This is a genomic window from Streptomyces violaceorubidus (assembly GCF_000717995.1).
Taxonomy (GTDB): Bacteria; Actinomycetota; Actinomycetes; order Streptomycetales; family Streptomycetaceae; genus Streptomyces; species Streptomyces violaceorubidus.
The window spans coordinates 1-395 of the sequence record NZ_JODM01000165.1 but is presented as its reverse complement, the minus strand read 5'-3'; the positions used below and the strand labels follow the sequence as shown (position 1 = coordinate 395).

At 66.1% G+C, this 395-nt stretch carries 1 protein-coding gene; it reads left to right on the top strand.

Translation table 11 applies throughout. The annotated features are described in order from the left end of the window. Positions 1-395, top strand: a 395-nt coding sequence (locus IE94_RS0134535) for an alpha-amylase family glycosyl hydrolase (RefSeq protein ID WP_245235388.1), incomplete at both ends; no start/stop codon positions are given.

The window sequence follows — 395 nt, the reverse complement described above, 5'->3', positions numbered from 1 at the left end:
AACGAGCCCGTGCCGGACACCTTCGAGGACACCCCCGCCAAGGACCGCGACCCGGACTGGTTCAAACGAGCCGTCTTCTACGAGGTCCTCGTCCGCTCCTTCCAGGACAGCAACGGCGACGGCGTCGGCGACCTCAAGGGCCTGACCGCCAAGCTGGACTACCTGCAATGGCTGGGCGTGGACTGCCTGTGGCTCCCGCCCTTCTTCAAGTCACCGCTGCGCGACGGCGGTTACGACGTCTCCGACTACACCGCCGTGCTGCCCGAGTTCGGCGACCTCGCCGACTTCGTGGAGTTCGTGGACGCCGCCCACCAGCGCGGCATGCGCGTGATCATCGACTTCGTCATGAACCACACCAGCGACCAGCACCCGTGGTTCCAGGAGTCCCGCAAGAA